Source organism: Streptomyces sp. GS7 (assembly GCF_009834125.1).
Lineage (GTDB): Bacteria > Actinomycetota > Actinomycetes > Streptomycetales > Streptomycetaceae > Streptomyces.
This window is the reverse complement of record NZ_CP047146.1, coordinates 3,386,145-3,404,634: the sequence shown is the minus strand read 5'-3', so window position 1 is coordinate 3,404,634 and position 18,490 is coordinate 3,386,145. Positions and strand designations below refer to the sequence as shown.

The window sequence follows — 18,490 nt, the reverse complement described above, 5'->3', positions numbered from 1 at the left end:
GGGACCGGGCCGGGGATCAGGCGGCCCAGTCGAGGATGACCTTGCCGCCCTGGCCGCCGGCCGCTTCGGCGAAGGCGGCGTCGAACTCCTGGTACGGATAGCGGCCGGTGATCACCGGTGCGAGGTCGAGGCCGCCTTCGAGCAGGACCGACATCGCGTACCAGGTCTCGAACATCTCCCGGCCGTAGATGCCCTTGATGGTGATCATGGAGGTGACGATCCGGGACCAGTCGACCGGGAACTCCTGGGACGGCAGGCCCAGTACGGCGATCCGGCCGCCGTGCGTCATGTTGCCGATCATGTCGCGCAGCGCCTCGGGGCGGCCGGACATCTCCAGGCCGACGTCGAAGCCCTCGCGCAGGCCCAGTTGGCGCTGGCCGTCCGCGATCGAGGACCGCCCGACGTCGAGGGCGAGGCTGACGCCGACCTTCCGGGCCAGTTCGAGGCGCTGCTCGCTGACGTCGGTGATCATCACGTTGCGGGCGCCGGCGTGCCGGGCGACCGCCGCCGCCATGATCCCGATCGGCCCGGCCCCGGTGATCAGTACGTCCTCGCCGACCAGGGGGAAGGAGAGCGCGGTGTGCACGGCGTTGCCGAAGGGGTCGAAGACCGCGGCGATGTCGAGGTCGACCGGGACCCGGTGCACCCACACGTTGGCCGCCGGCAGCGCCACGTACTCGGCGAACGCGCCGTCCCGGCCGACGCCGAGCCCGACCGTGGCCCGGCACAGGTGGCGGCGCCCGGCCAGGCAGTTGCGGCACTTGCCGCAGACCAGATGGCCCTCGCCGCTGACCAGGTCCCCGGCGTGTATCTCGGCCACGTCCCGGCCGGTCTCGACGACCTCGCCGACGAATTCGTGGCCGATTGTCAGTGGGGCGTTGATGGACTGCTGGGCCCAGCCGTCCCACGACCGGATGTGCAGGTCCGTGCCGCAGATGCCGGTGCGCAGCACCTTGATCAGCACGTCCCCCGCGCCGATCGCGGGCTCCGGCACGTCCGTGAGCCAGAGTCCCGGCTCCGCCTTCTGCTTGACCAGTGCCTTCACCGTTAGAGCTCCCGTACGTGAAGAGGTTGCCGCGCCGTCGCGGGGGCCCGATCCGGCCGCCCGTTCCCCGGCCAGAAATCTCCCCTACGGCGGGCGTGCGGTCCATCGAGGATTTCTTAAGCGCGGCGACAGCTGCCCTTCACGCCCGGCCGGGCGGACGGGCCGGGGAGTGTAGGGCTTCGCAGCGGTGAACGTCGGAATTCATCACAGCTTGAGTGCCACGGGCCCGGGGCGGGCGGGGCTGCGTAGGAAGGGAGGCAACGCACGGGTGCCGGCTCGACGCACCACGGCAGCCCGTGTCCCCCCACCCTGTGCGTCCCTGGAGGTCAGTGAATTGAGCCACCGACATGTGAACAAGCGGACCGGCGTCATGGCCGGCGCCGCCGCGGCCGCCATCGTGGGCGCGGCCGTCCTGCTGCCCAACGCCCATGCGAGCACGGACCGGCCGGCGGCTCCGAGGACGCTCAGCAGCCACGCGGCCACCCAGCTGGCGGCGGCGCTCAAGGCGGACCTCGGGGACCGGACCGCCGGCTGGTACCTGGACGGCGCGAACGGCCACCTCGTCGTGAACGTCCTCTCCCAGGACGCCGCGCAGCGCGTCACGGCCAAGGGCGCCGTCGCCAAGGTCGTCCACAACAGCCTGACCGCGCTGCAGGCCGGCACGAAGACGCTGCGCGACAGCGCCTCGGTGCCGGGCACGGCCTGGTCGATCGACCCGAAGACCAACAAGATCGTGGTGACCGCCGACCGGACGGTCACCGGAGCAAAGATGGCCACGCTCACCAAGGCCACCGCGGCCATGGGCGCGGGCATGGTCACCGTCCAGCGGTCCCAGGGGGTGTTCCAGCGGTACGACGGCGGGAGCACGGGTGGCCCGGCGGGCGGCAACGCGGGGGGCGCAGCGGGGAGTTCGACGGGCGGTTCGGCGGACGGCGGTGCCGGACAGAATGGCGGCGGTGCCGGGCAGAGCGACGGTGGCGCCGGTCAGAGCGGAGGCGGCACAGGACAGAACGGCGGCGGTACAGGACAGAACGGCGGCGCAGGACAGAGCGGTGGAGGACAGAACGGCGGCGGGCAGGGCGGCGGTGGCGCCGCGGGCCCGATCGGCGGCAGCGCCATCTTCGGTGGCAACGCCCGCTGTTCCCTGGGCTTCAACGTCACGGTCAAGGGAGCACCCGCCTTCCTGACGGCCGGTCACTGCGGCAACGACTCCAAGACCTGGTCGGCGGACCAGGGCGGCCAGCCACTGGGTACGGTGAGCAACTCCCAGTTCCCGAAGACCGACTTCGCACTGGTCACCTACAACGACCCCGGTACGAAGCCGCAGAGCGCGGTCGACCTGGGCAACGGCAGCACCCAGCAGATCACCAAGGCCGCGGAGGCGGCCGTCGGCATGAAGGTCCAGCGGTCGGGCTCCACCAGCGGGCTCCACGACGGCACCGTCACGGGCCTGGACGCGACGGTCAACTACGGCAACGGCGACATCGTCAACGGCCTCATACAGACGGACGTCTGCGCGGAGCCCGGCGACAGCGGCGGCTCGATGTTCGCCGGCGACGCGGCCGTCGGGCTGACCTCCGGCGGCAGCGGCGACTGCAAGCGTGGCGGTCAGACGTTCTTCCAGCCGGTCACCGCCGCGCTCCAGGCCACGGGGGCGCAGATCGGCGCCGGGAGCGGCGACGGCAACGGCGCGGGTGGCGCCAACGGCGCAGGAGGCGGCAACGGCGCGGGAGGCGGCGACGCGGGGGGCGCCTCCGGCGGGGCCGGCAGCTCCGGTGCGGGGACCCAGGACCCGGGCTCGACGGCCGGCGCGGGCGCGCAGGATCCCGGTACCGGCGGCCAGGACCCGGGTACCGGAGCCCAGGACCCCGGAACCGGAGCCCAGGACCCGGGTACCGGCAGCGGCGCCGACCCCGGCACGGGAAGCGGCGGATCGATGAACTGACGTACACCGAGGGGGAGTTCACCGCAATACGGCTCCCGCCCGCCATGACCAGGGCGGCGGGGGCCGCTCCCCCGGGACGCCCCAAGTGCCCGGTCATGGCCGCGGAGTTCGGGGGGCCGGGTGCTGCCGGGTCCCCGTCCCGGGCTCCGACGCCGGGTTCCCGTGCCGGGCTCCGGGCGTCGAGGTCCCCTGCCCTCAGACCGGAACCTGCACGGGGGACGTCACCGTGAACAGGCCGCCGTCGGGGTCGCGGATCAGCGCCTGACTGCCCGTGCCGTCCCGCGTGGCGGTCACCGGCGTGGCGGTCCCGCCGGCGGCCACCGCCGCATCGCGCACCGCCCCGATGTCCCGCACCCGGAAGTGCACATGCCACTGCGGGCGCACCCGGGGGTCCGGCGCCGCCTCGACAGCGCCGCCGCGCAGCAGCGCGACGGTGTGCGTGCCGTCGTGGACGACCACCTGGTCGTGCTCGTACGTCACCTGGCAGCCGCCCGGCCGCTCGGCGGCCCAGTCGAAGACCTCCGCGTAGAAGATGGCGGCGGCGAACGCGTCCCGGGTGCGCAGCTCCAGGACCGCCGGAGCGCTGCCCAGGCCCACGGACCAGGCCGTGGTCCGGCCCTCCCAGAAGCCGAAGGCGGCACCGTCCCGGTCCGCGCCGAGGGCGGCCCGCCCGGGTCCCAGCTTCAGGGGCCCGACCGCCACGGTGCCGCCGCGCTCCCGGATCCGCGCGGCGGTGTCGTCGGCGTTCTCCACGGCGAAGTACGCGGTCCAGGCCACCGCGACCTGAAAACTGGGCGTCAGCGCGCCCATTCCGGCGACCGGTTCCCCGTCCAGCAGCGCGACCGAGAACTCCTCCCCCAGGCTGGCCGGCCGGAACCGCCAACCCAGCACGGTGCCGTAGAACGCCTGCGCGGCCGGCAGATCGCGGGTCATCAGACTCACCCAGCAGGGCGCGCCGCGTACCGGAGTGGTGGAGCGTGAGGACGGCATGGCCATCTGCCTCCAGCTGCTCGGTGCTGCCCGACCGGCCGGCGTGTCGTCGGGCCGGCGCCCCTCCCCACTGTGCCAGCGACCCGCCCGGCCCGCACCAAGGGACGGCCGCGGCCCGGTGGTCCCCCGCTCGGGGCGGGGCCGGTTGTGCGGGTCCGGCCCCGGCTCGATGCTTGAAGGTACGGAACCGGGCTGGACAGATGCCATGAACACATGGAACGCGGCGGAGAGCGCCGACTTCCGTGGTCCCCTCGACGTCACCAGGGCGGCCACCGCGGTTCTGGACGCCCTGGGCCGGGTCATCGGGTGGAGCCCGGCCGCCCGGGAGTTGCTGGGCTATGCGCCGCAGGACATCGTCGGGCGGCCGCTGGCGACGTTCCTGCCGTCCGTGTCGCCCGGGGTGGCCGGGGAGCCGTCGTCGCTGCCGGGGCGGGACATCGAGGTCCGTACGGCGCGGCACGCGGACGGCCGGTCGCTGCCGGTGGCGGTCACGGTGTGCGCGCTGCACGACGTCCCGCCGGCCGCCGCCTCGGCCGACGGGGCGCGGCCGGCCCGGGTGCTGGTGGCGGCGGCACTGGAGAACCTGCGGAAGTGGGAGTCGCGGCAGGCGATGCTGCACGGGCTGGCCACCCGGTCGCCGGTGGGGCTGGCGATCTACGACGGCGATCTGCGGCTGACGTGGTTCAACTCCTCGTACGGGCGGGAGATCGGGCTGCCGCTGTGGCAGTTGATCGGCAAGCGGGCGGACGAGCTGTATCCGGGCGGGTTCGTGACCGAGGGGTATCCGCAGGGGCTGGACGAGGTGATGCGCCATGTGCTGGCGACCGGTGAGGCGATCGTCGACCTGCACTTCGTGGGCGAGCAGCCGACCGACCCGGGGACCGAGCACGTGTGGTCCTGCTCGTACTACCGACTGCAGGATCCGGACGGCCGGGTGCTGGGGGTGTGCGAGGACTCCTTCGACATCACCGACCGCTATCGGGCGCAGCGCCGGCTGAACCTCCTGGTGGAGGCCGGCAGCCGGATCGGCACCACGCTCGACATGACCGTCACCGCGCGCGAGGTCGCCGAGGTCGCGGTGCCGGTGTTCGCCGACGAGGTGACCGTCGACCTGGTGCGGTCCGTGCTGGAGGGCGGGGACCCGGATCCGGGTGGGAGCGGGGTCCCGGCGCTGGTGCGGGTGGCGGCCCGTTCCGCGGCCGACCGGCCGGACGAGCCGCCGCGTGCGCCGTACCCGGTGGTGTACCGGCCGGGCACGCTCCAGTACCGGAGTCTGTCCTCGGGCGGGATGATCCGCGACGAGCGGACCATGGTCGTACCGCTGCGGACCGGCGGGCGGCAGATGGGGCTGGTCACCTTCTCCCGCGGCACGCGCCCCGCGGTCTTCGACCGCGGCGAGATCGACCTCGCCGACGAGCTGGTCCTGCGCACCGCGGTGTCGCTGGACAACGCCCGCCGCTTCGCCCGGGAGCACGCCGCGGCCCTGACCCTCCAGCGCAATCTGCTGCCGCAGCGCCTGCCCGACCAGTCGGCGGTCGACATGGCCTACCGCTATCTGCCGAGCGACGACCGGGCCGGGGTCGGCGGCGACTGGTTCGACGTCATCGGCCTGTCCGGGACGCGGGTCGGCCTGGTGGTGGGAGACGTGGTCGGCCACGGCCTCCAGGCGGCGGCCACGATGGGGCGGCTGCGGACGACCGTACGGGCGCTGGCGCGGCTGGACCTGGCGCCCGACGAACTGCTCGGCCGGCTGGACGACCTGGTGGGGCAGACACCGGAGGAGCGCGCCGCCGGGGACGCCGCGGAGCCCGGCCCGGACGACATGGCGACCGGGGTGACCTGCCTGTACGCGGTGTACGACCCGGTGTCGCGGCACTGCACGATGGCGCGCGCGGGGCATCCGCCGCCGGCGGTGGTGGCCCCCGACGGCCGGGTGACCTTCCCGGATCTGCCGGCCGGACCGCCGCTCGGGCTGGGCGGCCTGCCGTTCGAGTGCTGGGAGACCGAGCTGCCGGTGGGCAGTCTGCTCGCCCTGTTCACCGACGGGCTGCTCCAGACCCGCGACCGGGACCTCGACGCGGGGCTGGGCCTCCTCGGCGGGGTGCTGCGCGAGAACCGGCGGCCGCTGGAGGAGCTGTGCGACCGGACGCTGGCGGAGCTGCTGCCGGGCGGGGCGGCGCCGGACGACGCGGCGCTGCTGCTGGTGCGCACCCGGGAGCTGGACGCCCGGCAGGTGGCCGCCTGGGAGCTGCCCGCCGAGCCGGCCGCGGTGGGCACGGCCCGGGAGCTGGCCACCCGGCAGCTGCGGGAGTGGGGCCTTGCGGAGCTGTCGTACGCCACCGAGCTGGTGGTCAGCGAGCTGGTCACCAACGCGGTGCGGCACGCGTCGGGGCCGGTGCATCTGCGGCTGCTGCGCGATCTGACGCTGCTGACGGAGGTGTCGGACACCGCCCACACCGCTCCGCATCTGCGGCACAGCGCGAGCGACGACGAGGGCGGGCGGGGGCTGTTCATCGTGGCCCGGCTGGTCCAGCGCTGGGGCACGCGGTACACGCCGTTCGGCAAGACGATCTGGACCGAACAGGAGTTTCCGCCCGGGTACCCGGGGGCGCCGCGTCCCGGGGGCTGACCGGCGGCGGCCGGCGGCCCGGCGCACGCCGTGCGGGTCCTGGGTGCCCGCCCCATGATGGAACCAGCGAGGTCCCGGCGACTCGGCGGGCGCGGACAGAGGAGGACCTGTGACGACCAATGGCGGCAAGACCCCGGCCGAGCGGCGGCCGGCCGAGCTGTACACCGGTAGCGAGCGGCCCTTCGACGCGGAGGATCTGGTGCGGGCGTCCGGGCGGGAGCCGACGCCCCAGAGCCTGGAGTGGGCCCAGCGCCTGATCGACGAGAAGGGGCGCGCCGCCATCGAGCGGTACCTCCCCTGACGGCGGCGCCGCGGCGGACCGTCCACGGAGGGGCCCGGGCGCCGGCCGCCGAGCGGCGGCCGGCGGTTCCGGCGCGTCCGCCCGCCGCTACGATCGCCTCCCATGACCACCGAACGCATCGATCCGCCCCGGCTCGCCGGTGAGCGGGAGACCTTGCGGGCTTATCTCGACTTCCACCGCGCCACCCTCGCCATGAAGACCGACGGCCTCACCGACGAGCAGTTGCGCAGCCGCTCGATGCCGCCGTCGACGCTCACGCTGCTCGGTCTGGTGCGGCATATGGCCGAAGTCGAACGGGCCTGGTTCCGCCGGGTGATCAACGGGGAGGACATCCCGCTCGTCTGGTCCGCCGAGGGCGACTACCAGGTGGCGTACGACGCGAGCGGGGCCACCCGTGCCGAGGCGTTCGACGCCTGGCAGACCGAGGTGGCCCACGCCCGCCGCATCGAACGGGCGGCGGCCTCGCTCGACGTGACCGCCTACCAGCCCAGGTGGGGCGAGGAGGTCTCGCTCCGCCTGGTGATGCTGCACATGATCCACGAGTACGCCCGGCACAACGGCCACGCCGACTTCCTGCGGGAGGGCGTCGACGGGGCCGTGGGCGCCTGAGCGCGGGCACAGGTCCTGGCTCTGCCCTAACCCAGTTCCAGACTCGTCACGCCGAAGGTGCGCTCCTCGTCCGCCGCCGGGACCCGCCCGGTGTACATCCGCACGGTGTGCGACCTGGGGGTCAGACCGCGGGCGGTGGCGAGGGCGTGGGCGTCGCCGCGGGGTTCGGGTATGTCCATGGTGACCTCGTCGGCCGGGTCGAGCGGGGCGGTGAGCGCGTCGAAGAGCGCTTCGGCGACCCGGGGCGTGTCGGCGAAGAGCGGGCCGATGCGGTAGCCGGACCGGGCGGGCCGGATCACTCCGTAGCCGGCGACCGCGCCGTCCCGCAGGAAGACCCGGGCGGTGTGGCCGTCGGCCGTCAGCCAGCGGGCGACGAACCCGCGCCGGTCGGCGGGGAAGCAGCGGCGGTCGTAGGCGGCGACGGCGTCGAGGTGGGCGGCGGTGACCGGTACGACCTCGGGCGGGGTCGCGCCGGAGGGGGTGGGCCGGCCGGTGTAGCGGAGGGTGTCGTGGGCGGGGGTGAACCCGGCGCGCCGATAGGTGGCTTGCTGGGCGGGGACCGCGTCCAGGCCGACCGTGCGACCGGCGGCGTGCGGGACGGCGGCGCGCCAGGTGGCCAGGCCGTGGCCCTCGCCGCGGTGGCCGGGGGCGACGAGGTAGTAGCCCAGGAAGGCGTAGCGGTCCGAGTAGTTGACGACGGAGACGGCCGAGAGCGTCTGCCCGTCGCGGCGGCCGAGGAAGAAGCCGTCGGGATCGGTCGGGTGGAAGCAGGCGATGTCGCCGCGGCCGGGGTTCCAGCCTTCGTCGGCGGTCCACCGCACCACGTCGTGCCAGAGGTCCAACGGGGCTGCGGTGACGGTGAGTTCACCCGGTGTCCGCGGGGGCTGCTGCGGGGTTTCGCTGAGCGGTCGCATGTGGGGTGCGTCCCTTCTGGTGGGGTGCTGGGGGTCAGATCAGGTCCATGGCCGCGACTTCGTCGGGGCTGCCGTAGCTGACCGGGCCCTGGAACCGGCGGCGGGCGGTGGCGAACCACCAGACGGTGGCGATCAGCAGGACCACCGCCAGCGCGATCGGGGCGTAGTTGAAGGATTCCGGGGTGACCGGGTACGCCTGCGGAAGCATGAAGAGCACGTTGCTGACGGCGATCCAGAGGACGGCGACGGCGGCGACGGGCTTGCCGTAGCGGCCCAGGTTCCACGGTCCGGCCGGGAAGTCGTCCAGCCGCAGCCGCAGGAAGATGGGCACGCCGTAGGCGAGGAAGAGCCCGACGACGTTGACGCTGACGACCGCCGTGAAGGCGGTGTGCGACCACCAGCCGGGCACCACCAGGACCAGCGGGCAGGCCGCGGCGAGCCAGACGGCCTTGACGGGGGTGCGGGTGCGCGCGGAGACCGAATGCCACCAACGGGAGCCGGGCATCGCGCCGTCGCGGGAGAAGGCGAAGATCTGCCGGGTATTGCTGGTCATGTTGGCGAGTCCGCAGAACAGCATGGCGCCGATAACGATCAGCAGCAGGAACTTCGCGGTGTCCACGCCGAGTGCGTCGACGAGAATCTGCACCGGCGGAGCGTCCGCCTTCGCCTCGTGGTCATAGTCGCGGATGGCGTACACCAGAGCGAGCATGAGGATGAGGCCGGTGATCGCGGAGTAGGCGATCGCACGCATGATGCCACGCGGCGCGTTGACGGTCGCCTTCACCGTTTCTTCGGACATGTGGAAGCTGCCGTCGAAACCGGTGAACGTCCAGCTGGTGACCAGCAGTCCGAGCATTCCGCCGTAAATGGCGTTGGTGAAGCCGGTGTTGTTGGCGAAGTGCAGGGCGAACGACGGGGATTGATGGTGCGTCGGAATGAGCGCCAGCGCGACGACGATCACCACCATGCCGACCAGCAGCCACCACACCGAAATCCGGTTCACCACGGCGACCAGCCGCACGGTGTAGGTGTTGGCCAGGGCTTGCACCAGCAATATGGCCGCGGTAATGGCCACCGTCTGCGGTGCGGTGGGCGCGTAGGACGGCCACTGCATGGCGATGAACGCCTGGATGAAGGTGGCCGCGGCGAAGTTGGTGGCGGCGGTGCCGCCGACCTGGCCGACGAAGTTGAGCCAGCCCGTGTACCAGGACCAGGCGCCCTGGTGCCGCTTGGCGAGCTTGCCGGCCGAGAAGTAGAGCGCACCGCTGGTCGGGTACGCGGAGGCGATCTCGCCCATCGCGGCACCCACGAACAGCACCATGACCGAGACGCCGATCCAGCCGAACACCAGAATGCGCGGACCGCCGGCGCCCATACCGAAGCCGAAGGACGAGAAGATGCCCGAGATGATGTTGATGATCGTGAACGAGATGGCGAAATTGTCGAACGCGCGGAATCTCCGGGTGAGTTTCCGCGGATATCCCATGGCATGCAGCGTCGCGTCATCGTCGAGAGCGACGGGATCCGCATTGTCGGGGATTTTCGAGCGGTTTTTCGCGCGAGTTGGGGACGAGGTACGCTCGGGCACTACCGCAACCTTTCTGGTGGGGGGAGATCCGACAGATCGTCGAAACAGTCGGTCGGCGCGTCACATAGCGTGCGGAACGGGGAGACCGCAGGATCGGCGGGCTTTGGTGAGCTGTTCTTCGGGATCGCCGAAGACGCTCCAGGGCATTCGGGAGGCATAGCGCCCCATGGCGGTGAGGACTTCGCGGGCCTCGAATTCGTGTTTCGCCATGTAGAGCGCATGGGCCAGATATGCGAGATCGAGCACCGGGGTGAAGCGGTAACCGGCCACCTGCGGAAACCAGTTGTGGTAGATCCCCATGGCGGTGGTGATCCACTGCGGCTGTTCCCAGGTGCGGTCCGCCAGCAGGGCGTCGGGGTTGTAGTCCTCGACCAGCGCCACCAGTGGCAGCAGCCGGAGCGGCGAGGTCGCGGCGGCCCGCTGGCTCAGGAAGGCGGCGACGTCCCAGCTCGCGCTGGAGGAGCCGCCGTGGCGCGTGAAGAAGAACGAGAGGAAGCGGTGGTGCGCCTCGCGGTGCCACGGGTCGAGCCGGAGGATGTGCGCGAAGAGGTACCAGGGGCCCATCGGCGAGGTCAACAGCCCTTTGGGAGCGGGGTCCTGCTGCCGTTCGAGCCGGGCCAGGGCGAGCTGCGCGACCCAGGGGGTGGGGTCCTCGGGCGCCGATTTCGCGGCACGCTCGCAGGCCGTCTGCGCTATCCGTACCAGGGCGCCCGCCCGCCGGTCACCGGCGTCGGCCATACGCAGCGCCCGGAGCATCGCCACCCGGGCCCATAAAAGGGCCGCTTCCGGACCGGGTTCTTCGTCGAGCCAGCGCTCGGCCAGATCGGAGTCGGCCGCCACGGACGCCAGCACCAGCGAACGGTGGGCCCGTACCTCGAAATCCCGGCGGGCCTCCTTGAGCACCTCGTGGGCGCTGAAGTACCGCCCGGCCCGGACATCCATACAGGCACCCGCCAGCGCCCGGTCATTGGCCGCCGGGCTCCACACATAGTGCCCCTCGAAAGAGTCGGCCGGCATGTTCCCCTCCCGGTCCACGCAGGCACCTTGCGGCTTCCGCGCATTCCGCCCGCGCCGAATTCGGCTGGACCGCCACCGCTGGTCGAACGGCGGCGGCCCACACCCTACTCATTTCCTCCTCATTTCGAAAACACTCGCCTGGAATATCTGGTTCCGCACCTTTTTGCCGCTATGAGATTGAAGGCAAACCACCACCGCGCACAGGAGATTGGCATATTCACTCCGTCCCGCACACCACACAGGCCACCAGCCCCCCGGCCGCCCCGATCGCGCCCGCCACGAGGAACACCGCACCCAGCCCGTCCGCGTACGCCGCCGCCGAGGCGCCCGCCCCGGTCCCCGGCACCGAGCGGTGGAAGACGGTGCCCAACAGCGCGACGCCCAGCGCCAGTCCGAGCTGCCGGGCGCTGTTGGCCGCCGCGGCGGCGACACCGGTGTGCGCCGGCGGGGCGGAGGCCATCGCGATCGCCGGCAGCACGGGCGACACCAGCCCCGCGCCGACGCCGGTGACGACGAGCCCCGGCAGCAACACCGGCCAGGAGGAGCCCGGTTGGGCCACCGGCAGCAGCGCCAGATCACCGAGGCCGACGAGCAGGGTGCCGCCCCCGATGCTCCACCGGGCGGGCATCCGGTGCAGCGCGCCACCGGCCAGTGCGGAGGTGGCGAAGAAGGCGAGCGGCTGCACGGTGATGACGAGCGAGGTGGCGAAGGAGCTGAGCCCGGCGCCGTTCTGGAGCCAGAGCGAGAGCACCGGCAGGAAGGCGAACGCGCCGAGGTAGTAGGCGCCGGACGCGAGCAGCAGCCCGTCGAACGCGGGCTTGCGGAACAGCGCGAGGGGAATCATCGGATGCGCCGACGCCCGCTCGACGGCGGCGAACGCGATCAGCAGCGCCGCACCGAGCCCGAACCCGAACAGTGTCGCGGCGTCGCCCCACCCGGCCTCGCCGCCGCGCACGAAGCCGAAGGTGATCCCGGTCGCGGCGAGGGTGAAGGTGGCGATTCCCGGCCAGTCGACCGGGGCCGGCGTACCGGTGCGGTCGGCCGGCACCCTGGTGGCCAGCCAGAGGGCGGCGGCGCAGAGCGGCAGCGCACCGTAGAAGATCCACTGCCAGGACAGGAGTTGGGTGAGGATGCCGCCGGCGACGTTGCCGATGCCCGCCGCCGCCCCGGCGACCGCGCCCCAGACGGCGAACGCGCGGGCCCGGTCCCGTCCTTCATAGGCCAGGCCGATCAGCGGGACGAGGGTGGCGAACATCGCCGCGCCCGCGATGCCCTGCGCCGCCCGTGCGGCGATGAGGAGTTGAACGTTCCCGGCCAGCGCGCAGCCGAGGGTGGCGGCGGTGAAGACGGCGAGCCCGAGAACGTGGAGGCGCTTGCGGCCGAGCGCGTCCCCCAGGGATCCCATGCCGAGGAGCAGCCCGGCGAGGGCGAGCGTGTAGACGTCGACGATCCATTGCAGGGCGCCGAAGCCCGCCCGCAGATCGCCGGCCATCCGGGGCAGCGCCACGGTCACGATCGTCGTGTAGACCAGCAGCAGAAAGGTGCTGAGGCAGGCGGCCACGAGGGGCAGCCACTTCCCCCTGACGGGGCGGAGGGTGTCGGGGCGGGCGTGGGTGCGAGGCGCCCGGCCGGCCAGGTGTGCGTCCATGGCCTCACCCTGATGTAATGCCCTTATGCAGCTGAACCCTTACGGGTACGACGCGGTGCGCTGTGTGAGCGATCTCACCGATACCCGCCGAACCGCGAGGACGGCCGGAGCCTCGGCGGGGTGCGGCGAGCGGTGGGCGGCGTCGGTACCGCACCCCATCCGACCGGCCTGGTGATGCACCGGCTCGGCCGCCGCGCACTGGCCGAATGCGGCCACGCTGACGCGGACTTCAGCCGCGCCGGGCGGCAGCGCCACCGCTCCCCCACCTGCGCCGACCGCGACGCGGTACACCGGCACCGCGCCCGTGCGCGAGCCTAAGAGCCGGATAAGTAAAGGGTGTTCGTTAAACCAATTCACCGGACCGGCCACGACCCGGTGCACCGCACCGCCGCCCGGCGCGAAGCTCCACAAACATGAAATCGGCTCAAGAGCAACCGTAATTAGCGGAAGCTACTATCCGGAAGCGCGCGATCACATGTAGCGTTCGTTCGGACCGGAGCCGTGACTTCGCATCACGTCATGGCTGAACACGGGCATGGGCGCACTCGTTCTCCCGAGCAGGTTGGGAGCGATTGCCCCGATGGGTGCACCCGCATCACGAGTGCCGGCGCCCCGGCCCGGCACCGTACGTGGGCTGCGCCGCGGTCGCTGCGCAGCAGAACGGCACCCCGAACGTCGAGCACCGCCATGTCTGTCCGAACACGCCTGCTTTGCAAGAGGAATGGGCCCAGATCATGTTTTTGAACTCCTCGACGACCCCCCTTGCGTTGCGACTGGAGGCCGACTTCAGCCGGCCGGCATTGGCCGGCGCCGGCGAAGGCCCGCCCCTGGCGGTCGATCGGCTTCCCGACGGCAAGTGGCAGCTCACCTTGCACGATTTGGAACCCGTATCGATGCACCGACCGACCTCGGACGAGCTCCGCATCATCCTCGCACCACCCTGCGAAGCGCCGCCCGGCCCGGCCGCGGTCGGCGCGCCCGCCCGGGCCCGCGCCGCCCGGCCGGATCCGATCCAGATCGACGAGGCCGCCCGGACGGTCTCCATCGACGGACGGCAACTGAACGTCCCCCGGCTGGAATTCGACCTGCTCGCCCACCTGGTCCTGCACCCGCAGCGGGCGTTCACCCGTCAGCAGCTGATGGACGCGGTCTGGCCGGACTGCCAGTCCAGCGCCCGCACCGTCGACGTCCATATCGCCCGGCTGCGCCGGCGGCTCGGACCGCGCCGCCGCAAGTCCATCAGCACGGTCTTCGGCATCGGGTACAAGTACCTGCCGATGCCGTGAACCGACGGCACCGGGTGTCCGGGCCGGTGGCCGACGGGAAGGTCGACCAACGGCCCGCTGACGCCGCGTCAGCCGACCGGCGCTGGACGTGCCTGCCGGGAGGCGCCGGCCGGGCCCGGGCGTCTCACCTCGTGCCCTGCCGAACCGTTTCGGCCAATGTCCCGGCGGCCACCGCGTTCAGGTGGGCCGGGGTGCCGGCCGGGGCCTCCTTGTGGACGAAGGCACGCCGCAGGGCGTGGTAGGGCTCCTCGGGGTCGAAGAAGGTCCGGCGCATGCGGGCCAGTTCGTCGTCCCGATAGGCGGCGAGCGGGCGCCGCACCTCGTCCCGCTCCCGGTCGGCCTTCTTGGCGGCGATCCGGGCCTGGCCGGCGGGCGCCGCGGCCAGCCGGCGGGCGAGTCCCGCGGTGCGGTCGGCGAAGTCCTCCGGGGCGCAGTCGATGATCCGGTCGACCAGCCCGAGCCGCTGCCCGGTCGCGGCGCTGACCGGCAGGGCCCGCGCCATGAGGCGGTCCGCGGTCTCGACCCCGACCCGGCCGGGCAGGGTGTACGTCCAGTACTCCGAGCCGTAGAGCCCCATCAGCCGGTAGTGCGGGTTGAGGACGACCGCGGAGCGGCACCACACCTCGTCGGCGGCGAGCGCCAGCATCGCCCCGCCGGCCGCCGCGTTGCCGCCGAGCGCGGCGACCACCAGCCGGTCGGTGGTGGTCAGGACGGCGTGCACCAGGTCGTCGATGGCGTTGATGTTGGCCCAGGACTCCGCGGCGGGGTCGGCGGCGGCCTCGATGACGTTGAGGTGGATGCCGTTGGAGAAGAAGTCCCGCCGGCCGCCGAGGACGAGGAGCGAGGTCGGCCGGGTGCGGGCGTACTCGTAGGCGGCGAGCAGCCGCCGGCAGTGGTCGGTGCTCATCGCGCCACCGGGGAAGGAGAAGCGCAGGAATCCGGCCGGTCCGTCCTCGTGGTAGCGGATGTCGGTCCAGGTACGGGTGCCTTGGGCGGGCTCCAGAGGGGCGGGCACCTCGGGCAGCGGCGGGAGGCGGTCGCCCAGCGCCATGGTGGCGGGCAGTTTGAAGGTGGCCGGCTCCCCCGGGGTGCGCGGCGGGCGGAGTTCGGGGATCCAGACGGCGCCGTCGGCGGTCGCCCGGCAGACGGCGCCGTGACGGGTGGCGAGCAGGTCGCCGGGCCGCCCGGTCAGGGTGTCCTCGGGGTGGCCGCCGTGCAGGAACCAGGTCTCACCGAGCAGTTCGTCCCGTACGCCGGGCTGGGAGTCGGCGGCGCGCAGGGTGCGGACCACGGTGGCGGTCGGGTCGGTGGACCAGTCGATGCGGCGGGTGTCCTGGCGCAGCGGCGGCCGGGGGCGGCCGACGACGCGCTCGGCAGCCAGGGCGTGCTGCGGCTGCGGGCGGTGGCCGCCGGACGCGAAGCGGTCGACGGCGGTCAGCAGGGCCGCCATCGCCGCGTCCGCGATCTCGTTGCGGTAGAGGTCGCTCTTGCCCACGCCGGGGACGGGGCAGTTGGCCGTCGCCCAGACATCGCCGGCATCCATCTCGTCGTTGGCCTGGAGGACGGTGACGCCCCACTGTTCCGCGCCGAGGTGCACCGCCCAGTCCACCGAGGAGGGGCCGCGGTCGCCGAGCGGGCCGGGGTGCACGATCAGGCAGGGGTGGGCGGACCACACCTCCCGGGGGATGGCCGTCTTGAGCATCGGGGCCACGACCAGCTCGGGCGCGTGCCGCGGTACCACCTCGGCGAGCGGGGTCCCGCGGGTGACCAGCTCGACGGCGACGCGGTGTCCGCGGTCGGTGAGTTCGGCGTAGGCGCGCTGCGTGAGGCTGTTGAACGCGCCCGCGATGAGCAGAATGCGCACGGCGGACTCCCGGTGGGGTGGACGGTTCGGTCGGTGGACGGTCGTGATCGTTCCCCGTGCGCCGCCGGGAGGCTTCGGACCCGCTGGGCAGGTCACCCGAACGAACTCGAATAAACCCGAACGAACCCGAACGGAACCGGTCATCGATCGCCGTGGCGCGCAATACGGCGGCGCGGCCCGCCCGTCCAGTTGACTGCCCGTCAGAAAATTCCGCAGTCGATCATCTCGAAGGAATCCCGCCAAAGTTGGCGGACCCCGACCCCCTCCGCGTCGCGCGACATTGCCCGCCGTTGACATTGACTTGGCATGCCTTTTACTTTTGGTGAGGGCGGCGTCGGCGCAGGTCGTCGGCGTGGCACCGGTCGCCGCCTCCCCTTCCCCACACCCTTCGGAGGTTCCCGTGGAGCAGCTCATCAAGAAGATGGCCCAGGACGACATCTGGCAGGGCTGGATAGCGGCCAACTCCGCCCGGCAGGCTGCGAAGGACGGCTGTATCAGCGCCGCCCCCAAGTCCGGTTGCATCAGCGCGGCGCCCAAGGCCGGCTGCATTTCCTGAAGCCGGCCCCGGCCGCCCGGCGGCCCGTGGCGGTCCGGCGGCGACTCCCCCCGCCGCCGGGCCCGACGCCGGGCCCCGCGCCCGGATTCGGGACGCGGCACCCATCGTTCGAGCGCAGAGGGATTCCATGGAAGGTCAGCCGACCGCCGAGGTCATCGAGCAGATCCGCGACATTCCGATCTATCGCGAGTCACTGGCCAAGGGCCACTTCCCGATCCTCGACAAGCCGGAGATCGCACGCGGCTTCCCCGACAACTGGATGACGCCCCGCCTGGCCGCCGCGCTGGAGTCCGGCGAGGCCGAGTTCGTGCTCTCCACCGGCACCCACCACGCCCGGATGCAGCTCATCCGGCCCCCGTACTTCCTGCTGCACTCCTACTACCAGCTGTGGAGCGAGCACCCGGACATCGCCGACACCTGGGCCTCCGGCTGCCGGCGGGTATCGCTGACGACGGTGCTGGCGACGGAGCACGTCGCGCGGCTCAACGCCGTCAAGCGCGGCGTACCGCCGGAACCGGTGCCGCCGCCGGCCGACCGCCGGCTCGACGACCGGACCTGCTACCTCAATCTGCGGCTGGATCCGGCGCGGTGGGAGCGCGACGACGTGGTGCGGATGCTCGGCGAGATCGAGGCCGCCCGGGAAGCGCATCCGCAGGGCCTGTACCACCTCGACTGCTCCGGCTACCACCTGGCGCATCTGGTCCGGAAGGTCGGCGAATGGGGGCTGTGGGACGACTTCGCACCGCCGGCCAGCATCATTCACGCCTACGAATACACTCCGGTGAACGTGCGGCGCTTTCTGCACCAGCACTTCGCCTGCCCGATCATCGACCTCTTCGGCAGCACCGAACTCGGCTATCTCTTCTCCAGCGACCGCCGGGGGAATTACCGGCCGCACCTCGACAAGATGAGCGTCGAACTCCATCCGATCGCCCCGGACAGCACGATCCACCAGCTCATCGTCTCCAGCGTGCGCAATCCCCATATGCCGCTGATCCGGTACCGCACGGGCGACCTCGTACGGACGGCGGACGACTCCCCCGATCCGGAACGGATCTCCCAGTTCTGCGGCCGGCAAACGGAGTTGCTGGACACCCGGCACGGCCAGGTCGCCCAGGGCGACCTGGACCGCCGCATCAGCGAGGTGACACCGCAGGTCTTCGTCCACCAGCTGCGGCCGACCGGCGCCACCGAGGCCCGGCTGGCGTACACGACCTTCAACGGCAGGCCCCTCGGGCCGGTCGACACCGTGGCGCTGGAGCGCGGTCTCACCGAACTCACCGGGCGGCTCTGCCGACTCGACCACCGTACGCACATCCCCATCGGGAGGTCGGGCAAATACGCCTGGCTCGCGCAAGGAGAAGCATGACCGGCACCCCGCCGACATCCACCGACCAGCTGACGGACCTGCTCGGTGCGGAGATGTACCGCGAAGTCGTGGATCACTTCGCCGAAAAGACCGACGCACCACGGGATTTCGTGGAGCGCCAGGTGCTGGAATGCCTGCGCTACCTCTTTCTCGTCTCCCGGCACCGCGACCGGCTCAGCGGGCTCTTCCTCCCCGTCGAGCAGGACATCGACGAAATCTGGCACTACCTCATTCTCCAGACCCGCGAATACCGGGCGCTGTGCGAGGAGCGGCTCCCGGGCCGGTTCCTCATCGAGCACCGGAGCATCGCCTACGAGGACTACCACGAAGCCCCCGGCCGTGAGCAGGTGCTGGACGAGGCGCTGCGCTGGATTCCCTTGTACTGCCGGGAGTTCGGGCCGTTCGACCAGGACGCGCTGCCGCACTGGACGATCGTCCGCTTCCTCCACCGGCACATGGGGCTGTCCCTGGCGGACATCGCAGCCCTGGAGCCGCCCGCCGCATGAGCACCCGGACCCTCGACCCGGCCGCGGGGCGGATCCCGGCCCAGCGGCGGATCCTGGCCGTCCCGGCGGTCTCCCAGGTGCTCAGCGGGGCGGGAGACGGCGACGGCACGCATAAATCAGGGAATCTCCGCAACATGGTGTCATTTCCTGTTATCCCACTGGAAACCTGGATGCCGCACTGTGAGGGAGCGGGCGACCGCCCGGCCGAGGCACGGTGAACGGC

The 18,490-nt window shown here is 72.2% G+C and carries 16 protein-coding genes; 9 read left to right on the top strand and 7 right to left on the bottom strand.

The window, feature by feature from the left end:
* Positions 1-16: 16 nt before the first annotated feature.
* A complete protein-coding gene (gene tdh / locus GR130_RS14835) occupies positions 17-1,045 on the bottom strand; it encodes an L-threonine 3-dehydrogenase (RefSeq protein WP_159505171.1) in 1,029 nt (342 codons plus the stop codon).
* Between the two features lie 349 nt (positions 1,046-1,394).
* Between tdh and GR130_RS14830 the strand changes: the two genes are divergently transcribed.
* The gene (locus GR130_RS14830; protein ID WP_236573019.1) at positions 1,395-2,990 is read left to right on the top strand and encodes a S1 family peptidase; all 1,596 of its coding nucleotides are present in this window, start codon (positions 1,395-1,397) and stop codon (positions 2,988-2,990) included.
* Between the two features lie 195 nt (positions 2,991-3,185).
* On the opposite strand, the gene GR130_RS14825 is transcribed toward GR130_RS14830, so the two are convergent.
* Positions 3,186-3,980: a VOC family protein gene (locus GR130_RS14825; RefSeq protein WP_201304887.1), complete on the bottom strand. Its 795-nt coding sequence runs from the start codon at positions 3,978-3,980 to the stop codon at positions 3,186-3,188.
* Between the two features lie 205 nt (positions 3,981-4,185).
* Here GR130_RS14825 and GR130_RS14820 point away from each other — a divergent pair, with 205 nt between their 5' ends.
* From GR130_RS14820 to GR130_RS14810, 3 genes are all read left to right on the top strand, one after another.
* Positions 4,186-6,609, top strand: a complete 2,424-nt coding sequence (locus GR130_RS14820; RefSeq protein ID WP_159505169.1) for a SpoIIE family protein phosphatase — start codon at positions 4,186-4,188, stop codon at positions 6,607-6,609.
* A gap of 109 nt (positions 6,610-6,718) precedes the next feature.
* Positions 6,719-6,910, top strand: coding sequence for a hypothetical protein (locus tag GR130_RS14815; RefSeq protein ID WP_159505168.1), 192 nt, complete (start codon positions 6,719-6,721; stop codon positions 6,908-6,910).
* A gap of 102 nt (positions 6,911-7,012) precedes the next feature.
* Positions 7,013-7,519: a DinB family protein gene (locus GR130_RS14810; RefSeq protein WP_159505167.1), complete on the top strand. Its 507-nt coding sequence runs from the start codon at positions 7,013-7,015 to the stop codon at positions 7,517-7,519.
* Between the two features lie 26 nt (positions 7,520-7,545).
* Here the strand turns inward: GR130_RS14810 and GR130_RS14805 are convergent, their stop codons facing one another.
* The 4 genes from GR130_RS14805 to GR130_RS14790 all read right to left on the bottom strand — a co-directional run bounded on the left by GR130_RS14805 (position 7,546) and on the right by GR130_RS14790 (position 12,686).
* A complete protein-coding gene (locus tag GR130_RS14805; protein ID WP_159505166.1) occupies positions 7,546-8,433 on the bottom strand; it encodes a GNAT family N-acetyltransferase in 888 nt (295 codons plus the stop codon).
* A 34-nt stretch (positions 8,434-8,467) separates the two neighbouring features.
* Positions 8,468-9,919: an amino acid permease gene (locus GR130_RS14800; RefSeq protein ID WP_159505165.1), complete on the bottom strand. Its 1,452-nt coding sequence runs from the start codon at positions 9,917-9,919 to the stop codon at positions 8,468-8,470.
* Positions 9,920-10,081: 162 nt separating this feature from the next.
* Complete coding sequence (locus GR130_RS14795; protein WP_201304886.1) at positions 10,082-11,038, bottom strand: hypothetical protein; 957 nt, start codon at positions 11,036-11,038, stop codon at positions 10,082-10,084.
* A 217-nt stretch (positions 11,039-11,255) separates the two neighbouring features.
* The gene (locus GR130_RS14790) at positions 11,256-12,686 is read right to left on the bottom strand and encodes an MFS transporter (protein WP_159505164.1); all 1,431 of its coding nucleotides are present in this window, start codon (positions 12,684-12,686) and stop codon (positions 11,256-11,258) included.
* A 120-nt stretch (positions 12,687-12,806) separates the two neighbouring features.
* On the opposite strand from GR130_RS14790, the gene GR130_RS14785 reads away from it, so the two are divergent.
* Both GR130_RS14785 and GR130_RS14780 read left to right on the top strand, forming a co-directional pair.
* Positions 12,807-13,004: a hypothetical protein gene (locus GR130_RS14785; protein ID WP_201304885.1), complete on the top strand. Its 198-nt coding sequence runs from the start codon at positions 12,807-12,809 to the stop codon at positions 13,002-13,004.
* Between the two features lie 311 nt (positions 13,005-13,315).
* A complete protein-coding gene (locus tag GR130_RS14780) occupies positions 13,316-13,972 on the top strand; it encodes a winged helix-turn-helix domain-containing protein (protein ID WP_236573018.1) in 657 nt (218 codons plus the stop codon).
* Positions 13,973-14,096: 124 nt separating this feature from the next.
* On the opposite strand, the gene GR130_RS14775 is transcribed toward GR130_RS14780, so the two are convergent.
* Positions 14,097-15,836 carry a hydrogenase maturation protein gene (locus GR130_RS14775; RefSeq protein WP_159505163.1) on the bottom strand — a complete coding sequence of 580 codons (1,740 nt, stop codon included), beginning with the start codon at positions 15,834-15,836 and terminating at the stop codon, positions 14,097-14,099.
* A 400-nt stretch (positions 15,837-16,236) separates the two neighbouring features.
* On the opposite strand from GR130_RS14775, the gene GR130_RS39785 reads away from it, so the two are divergent.
* The 3 genes from GR130_RS39785 (at position 16,237) to GR130_RS14765 (ending at position 18,267) form a co-directional block, all read left to right on the top strand.
* A complete protein-coding gene (locus GR130_RS39785) occupies positions 16,237-16,392 on the top strand; it encodes a hypothetical protein (RefSeq protein ID WP_201304884.1) in 156 nt (51 codons plus the stop codon).
* 127 nt (positions 16,393-16,519) lie between these two features.
* Entirely contained in the window at positions 16,520-17,761 is a 1,242-nt protein-coding gene (locus tag GR130_RS14770) for a hypothetical protein (RefSeq protein ID WP_159505162.1), read from the top strand.
* Positions 17,758-18,267 carry a hypothetical protein gene (locus GR130_RS14765; RefSeq protein ID WP_159505161.1) on the top strand — a complete coding sequence of 170 codons (510 nt, stop codon included), beginning with the start codon at positions 17,758-17,760 and terminating at the stop codon, positions 18,265-18,267. Before GR130_RS14770 ends, GR130_RS14765 begins: the two co-directional genes overlap by 4 nt.
* Positions 18,268-18,490: the final 223 nt, after the last annotated feature.

Coding starts and splice junctions, on each gene's coding strand:
- GR130_RS14825 (WP_201304887.1), bottom strand. CDS start 3,980: ATGCCGTCCTCACGCTCCACCACTCCGGTACGCGGCGCGCCCTGCTGG.
- GR130_RS14820 (WP_159505169.1), top strand. CDS start 4,186: ATGAACACATGGAACGCGGCGGAGAGCGCCGACTTCCGTGGTCCCCTC.
- GR130_RS14810 (WP_159505167.1), top strand. CDS start 7,013: ATGACCACCGAACGCATCGATCCGCCCCGGCTCGCCGGTGAGCGGGAG.
- GR130_RS14805 (WP_159505166.1), bottom strand. CDS start 8,433: ATGCGACCGCTCAGCGAAACCCCGCAGCAGCCCCCGCGGACACCGGGT.
- GR130_RS14800 (WP_159505165.1), bottom strand. CDS start 9,919: ATGGGATATCCGCGGAAACTCACCCGGAGATTCCGCGCGTTCGACAAT.
- GR130_RS14795 (WP_201304886.1), bottom strand. CDS start 11,038: ATGCCGGCCGACTCTTTCGAGGGGCACTATGTGTGGAGCCCGGCGGCC.
- GR130_RS14790 (WP_159505164.1), bottom strand. CDS start 12,686: ATGGACGCACACCTGGCCGGCCGGGCGCCTCGCACCCACGCCCGCCCC.
- GR130_RS14770 (WP_159505162.1), top strand. CDS start 16,520: ATGGAAGGTCAGCCGACCGCCGAGGTCATCGAGCAGATCCGCGACATT.
- GR130_RS14765 (WP_159505161.1), top strand. CDS start 17,758: ATGACCGGCACCCCGCCGACATCCACCGACCAGCTGACGGACCTGCTC.